Source organism: Candidatus Cloacimonadota bacterium (genome assembly GCA_028706475.1).
GTDB lineage: Bacteria > Cloacimonadota > Cloacimonadia > Cloacimonadales > Cloacimonadaceae > UBA5456.
In genome coordinates, this window is sequence record JAQWBI010000067.1 from 1 (window position 1) to 6,451 (window position 6,451).

Annotated in this window: 2 protein-coding genes; both read right to left on the reverse strand. The window is 44.6% G+C overall.

All coding sequences use genetic code 11. From position 1 onward, the window contains the following. Positions 1-349: 349 nt before the first annotated feature. On the reverse strand, positions 350-2,320 hold the full coding sequence (locus PHF32_08315) for a tetratricopeptide repeat-containing sensor histidine kinase (GenBank protein MDD4560720.1): 1,971 nt from the start codon (positions 2,318-2,320) through the stop codon (positions 350-352). Between the two features lie 1,138 nt (positions 2,321-3,458). Then, a complete protein-coding gene (locus tag PHF32_08320; protein MDD4560721.1) occupies positions 3,459-6,029 on the reverse strand; it encodes a M6 family metalloprotease domain-containing protein in 2,571 nt (856 codons plus the stop codon). Positions 6,030-6,451 lie beyond the last annotated feature (422 nt).

Below are 6,451 nucleotides of genomic sequence, written 5' to 3' on the forward strand. Positions count from 1 at the left end.
AAGGTTATGGTTTGCTTTTCCATGTTTAGCTCCTGTGTTGTTATAGAGACAATATAACCTACGCATCTGATTTGTCAAGTATTATTTATCTATACTTTTTGTCCACTTCTATGTGCAACGGTCTTTACTAATAGCTATGATTTAGGTGGTAGGGTTACAGCAAACACTCTGCCTTGAGTAACAAGAAGTAATCATTGTGATGGTAGGGCGGCACGAAACCGCCTTTTCTTTATATAATGATGCAAGTTGCCCGCTATAAGCCATCTGCAGATATTAATATTCTCACAATCACTGATCCTTTTCCAGAGTTTGGCCGGTTGAGACCGGACAATTTCCCTCCCTCCTAGGGTTATGTGGACTTCAGGGGTAATAGAATGCTCACCCGGCTACCTTTTCCGGGGCTGCTTTCGATCTCCATCGTGGCATTCATCCGGTTCAGTGCATTACGGCATAAAGACAGACCCAAGCCTATGCCATCCTTAATATCTCCATCACTGCTTGAGAGAACCAAGCCTGCATGTAAAGCTTGCAGGGTTTTACAATCCATCCCCTTGCCTGTGTCCGACACACACAATCGCACCTTGTCTCCCTCAGAAGCCACCGAGATATTTACTGATCCTCTCTCTTCCGTAAACTTCAAGGCATTGTTCAATATATTCCGCACCACTATCTTGATCAGGTCGGCGTCGAAGATGGCCTCAATTTTTTCGGATGCAAATTCATATGTGAGATCGATTCTTTTTTGCATGGCAATAGGCAAATAGATGGCAAAGATGGACATCAGGATCGGTACCAAATCCTGCTGTACAAGATCCACGTTAAAATCCAGTTTACGGCGTTGTAAACGGATTCCATCCAGCATTTCATTAACCATCTTATAAACGTTTTCTCCGCTTGTCTTCAAGTTTGCCAAGATCTCAGCATGCCCTTCTTCTGGGATGCTGCCGTCCAAAATCATACCCAATACCCGATTGAAGTTTCCCAATGGAGCGCGTACATCGTGACTGATCACCGAAACCAGCCAATTCAAGACCTCCACAGTGTGACTCAAAACAGCATTCTTGTCTTGCAATTCCTTGCCAGCTTGCTGGATGATCTTGTTCTTTTTTCGCAGTTCTTTATTTTGCTGCTTATAGGCATCTGCTTGAATCTCTATCTTTTGTTTATAATAATTAGCCTCATTTACACTGACACTATTCTTTTTCAGATTTTCATTCAGATCGTATTCTTTCTCCCGGATTTGCCGCATGAACAAATACCCCTTCTCAAAATCCCCCTGTTTGGTGTAGACATCTGCCAGCATGTTCATCACTCGAATGGTGACAGTTTGCGAATCTGTGAGCGCAACTGTTTCCAAAGCTTCCTCAAGATATTTGCGCGCAGTTTCATAATCCCCTTTCATCTGGTATATTGAACCGAAATTGGCCATGCAATTTGCCATCGCCATAGTATCAGTGCTCTGCCGATACACTTTCAGGGCTTTTTCGTAATACTCCAGTGCAGCATCCGGATCACCATTAGTTTCGTAGATATAGCCGATGTTGTTCAAAGGGGCTGCCACCTCTTTCTGAAAAGCACTTTTTCTTCTTAGTTCCAGGCTCTCAAAGGCATATTGTAGGGCTAATTCTTTATTTCCCAAAGCATTGTAAGCCAGAGAAATGTTACTCAATATATTAAAAGTGTTTTGCAAAGAATTAGCGCGCTTTGCCAAATCTAGCGCAACAAGCCAATAATCCAAAGCTTTTTGGTGCATCAGATCCCTTTCAAAAGCCGTACCGATGTTTATCAGAGGAGAAATCTTAAATTCCTCTAAATTGTGAGTTTCTGCAATGTGCAGGGCAGCGAAGGCATACTTTAATGCAAGACTGTTTTCTCCTATATAGCCATATGCTGCACTGATGTTGTTCAGCAAGTGGAATCGTTCCTCTGCATCTATGTTTTTGATCAGGAGTAGTTTCCAGGTCTCTATAGCTTCCAGATATTTGCCAGAATAAGCTTTGCATAGAGAGAGATTGGACAGTGCTATAAACTCCATTTTTTTCATTTTTCCCTGACGGACATACTCAAGCATGCGATTGTAAACTTCTGTAGCCTGCTCTATTCTACCATTACGCCCATGGAATTCACCAATCTTATTCATCACATCAGCATAGAGTCGTTTTTGCTTGCTGAAACTGCGGTTTTCCACCAAATACAGCATTTGCTGCAGGGCTTTTTCTGCATCTTCATTGGCCAGGTCTATCAGAGTATTCACAAGCTCGTTGAGCAGCGTGATCTCAGAGTCGCTGATTATTGCCAAGTTATCGTTTTCTTTCTTCATTGAACAATTCCGTGCTATTCTGTACTTTTGTCAATACATTTTCCATTTTGGTATTCACTCATTTTTCTATCCCTGCCCCATTGCCATCCACTATAGAACCTTTCTTGGCTCGATGCTTGGTTTTGATCTTGCTGCACAATATGCAGTTAGCATCTGCCAACTAATCTGAGATTCAGGTAACAGCAAAATGCTTTTTTCTCATGGTAACGAGAGACGGAACAGCGTCCGCCTGTACTGGTACCGGAGCTCGCCCTAGCGCCGATTAAGGAGCCGGAATAGCGTCTGTACAGTTATCCGCTTTGTATTCTCATTCACTGTATCATTACACAATCAACACTCTATACGCTTCAAAGAACTTTGGGAGTTTTATCCCTTCATATGCTATACAGTGGACAGCACTGGGACAAAATTCTATTAAAGACCGGATAGGAGGATAAACGCTCTGTTTTACAAGGTGATATGCTTATAGCATTGGCGCGCGTTACCTCCAGCATGTGGACATCATGTCAACATGTTGGGTTTAACATCAGGAACAATCTCAGCTTCAGGATTGGTAAAACACTCAAACCATTGAGGGAAACAGCGAAGATTTCGCAAGGAGGGAGCCCCGTCAGGGGCGAAACTGATCATAGCGAGGGTGCGCAGCGAAGCGAAGCCCCTCGAAAAGAATACCACAACACGCATAGAGCCCTTTATGGGCGACACCATGATTATCTGGGATTCATGTAGTTCGGAAAAATGATGCCAATCTCCGGATTGGCAGAAGTAGCAAAACTTTTTTTAAGATGAATCTTGCGAATTCTATGGCAAATCGGAGCTAACGACACCAATGGCTTCTGAAGTGCAATATGTGGGTAACACATTGAAGTCCTTACACATAAAGCCTCAATACACAACTAGCATACTGTACCCGGACTATGCAGTCACAGAGTATCCCAAAGACATCCTGAGCGTGGTTTGGGAAGTACTCAGGAAGTTTTTGAGGTGTATAGGGGGTATTAGGTAGGAGGCGTAGCATCGGAATGCTACGATACAGTGTGGATGCAGATTCAGCAAATAAAAAAACACAATAATCTGCATAATTCCGTGTGATCTGCGTCTTCTATGTGTAATAACATTCTCTATGTTTTCATCCCCATTACTTTATCAAAACCATCCTTTGGGTTGCGCTCTGCTTGCCACTGCTTAAATGGCAGAAGTATATTCCGGACGCTGCATTCCGCCCTTTGTCGTCTTTACCGTCCCATATCGCGGTCAGCATCCCGGAGCGGCCTTTATCCTGCACCAAAGTGCGTACCAATTGCCCCTTCAGGTTGTAAATACTGATCTTGTGAGCTGCACTGTCCTTCAAGTTGTATTTTATTTCGGTACTTGCGCAAAAAGGATTAGGGTAGATGCTCAGGTTCAGTCCAGCCGAAGGTACAGCAATGTGTCCCATTCCAGAGGTTGGATCTTGCAACAGCAGACGGATGTCTGCCGCGCCAATTATACCGCGACCCAGAGCGTCGGTCCAGGGACGTCCCGTCTCTGTAATCCAGGTATGACCACTGATAGCGTTGTTGTCGAAGACTATGTTTTGATATTCATACAGATCAATTATCACTGCAATATGACCGGAGATGGAGGTTGTATCGTGCACGGCGTATGTAAAATCCGGTGTATAGTCAAAATTAAAGAAGTATCCTAGATCCAAAATCACCTCATCGGTGATTGCACCATCGGCAAAGCGATGTACGCTGGCTTCCACCAATCCGGGAAGATCTGGTTCACCCCAAGGATCTGGAACCATCTGAAAGCGCAGAGCATTAACACGGTATTCCTGATCGCCCAAGTCCATCTCCACAGCCACTTTGATGGGGATTACACCACGTCCCCAAGCTTCCCATTCGGGATTCTCCGTTACCCAATCGAACCAATTCGGTTCCCCAGGATCGATAATCGTTATTTGGTTGCCTTTTGTGCTGTAAACTCCGCTGGTACTCCAGGCTTTAACGCTGATCTCATGAGCTCCGGGAGTAATATCTTCTCCCATAAAGAGCATGCTATATGGCGCCGAAAATACCTGCCCCTGAAATACACCGTCCAAATAGAATTCCACTCTTTCGAGGATGTCTGTGCTGGGAACAGCTTCAGCACTCACCTGAAAGCTGCTATTTGGCACAAATGATCCTGCTGCTGGCAATAGAGAATGGATGGCAGGAGGGGCTACTTCTCCGGTAATGGCTCTTCTGAAACTGATCGTTTCAGCCGCGCAACCGATATCCATTATATTTACGCCCATCGGGGAGCCGTCACTGAAGCAAGCTTGGGGATTGGTATATTCATTGAACTCTGTACGATACTCTTCCAGGGAGAATGTAGCTTCAGCGAGTAGGCCGTTGTCTATGTTACTGCCATTGGGACGAAAGATAAATACTTCATCCGGTGGTCCTTCAGAATTTCCATCTAGGGTAGGATTGATCCGGTATATCAACAATCCGGAACCAGGCAGTTCCGCTTCGAAGATGTCGCTGCCTTTCTTTCGATACTCCAGTACCAGAAATTCACTGCTGTTTGCTATATTCACCTTAAAGCAATTGTTTGTTGGAGAAGTTACTGGATTCAACGTAGCAGTGTAATCCATAGCAAGTTCGGGAATTGAGTCTATCCACCCTCCATAGCGGTATTTCATATACATCCCCATGTGACAATATCCGCTTTCCATGATGTCCCAACAACCAGCAGGAGCCAAACCGTCGTGTTCGTAGTGATAGAGATCGGGAGCTCCCACGCTATGGAACATCTCATGGCAAAGCGTACACACATCGTTATGATCCTCAGTTTGAAATGTATAATCCCACACTTGCTTACCATGTATAAATGCATCAGAGTTATACAGAACCCAGCGATGCGCCCACAGCAATTCTGCCCAGGCAGTGTGTGGTCCACGGATAATGAAGCAGACGTTGTCCACTTTACCATCGTTATCTGCATCAATATTCAAAAAGGGCGGCACCTGCGATGCAATGTAGGATATGGCGTTTGCCAGCAATGTATGCTCGCGCTCGGTACGTTGTATATCATTATGGAATCCATCGGGACAGGTTAAGCTATGGTAGGGCATATAATAAGAGCGCGGATGACTATCCTGATAGGAAAGGTTCGTCTGCGGTTCGCAAGTGGGATAATGGTGTGAAACATAGTTGAGTTGGTTATAGCTGACCTGTTGGAAATAATTACGCAGGGAGTAAGCATCTTCGCCTTCTTCATTGAATTTGGCGTCGAAGAACGAACGTGGTTGCTCAAATTCCGTCTGATCCGAAAAGCGGATATACACTACCAGATTGTTCACTGTGCCGGTATTAGGACCGCGGTTTCCCTTGCGGTTGTGGGCATTCATGGCCTGCTTCCGGGCATAGTATGTTTCCCTGGATACTTTTATTCCAGGTGTAAGACCCAAGCTACGGGGATCGGAGGAATCTGCCCGATGAACTGAGGGAACTGGTTCGCCGTCCCGAAGCTCCGCATAGTAGTAATAACCGTCGTCGGGGCTTTGGATTATGGTATAGCCCAGCGAATCGTGCAAGCGGTTGGCATACTCATCTCCACTGGCCAGCAGATGCAATTCGGAGCCGTCCGGTTGGGTAACTGAAGAGGGAACGTTGTAAAGGTTGGCGCCGGTTAACACCGCTACCAGCAGGCAGAAAAAGATCGTAAGTGTGTGTCTCATCGTATCTCCTATGAGCAAGGCTACATTGTACTTATGTGTCGATCTCATATAGTAAAGCTCGCAAAAGCTTAACTCCATGAACTGATACTGCTCGCTTTTCTTTATCCATTTATACTGCATTCAAATTAATTTATTTCCTTTTGTCAATATAAATTTCATTTCTACTGCTTTTCTACCAGGATACTAATGATGGAAAAAGCCGGATATCTGTATTTGAGAGCAGAGAAGTGTAGTGGATTAGGTTTTTAGGACAGCCCAATAAGGTGAAGGCATTCCCCCAAAAAATCGAGTTCTTATGTCTATAATAGCAATTAAAGATATGATGTTAGCCATTGCAGATGTCCAGGTATTTCATTTTTCAGATTTGCCACATTCGCTTCAAAATCGGGTTCATGGTAATACAGATTTGCCGTTGTAATCAC

Coding starts and splice junctions, on each gene's coding strand:
- PHF32_08315 (MDD4560720.1), bottom strand. CDS start 2,320: ATGAAGAAAGAAAACGATAACTTGGCAATAATCAGCGACTCTGAGATC.
- PHF32_08320 (MDD4560721.1), bottom strand. CDS start 6,029: ATGAGACACACACTTACGATCTTTTTCTGCCTGCTGGTAGCGGTGTTA.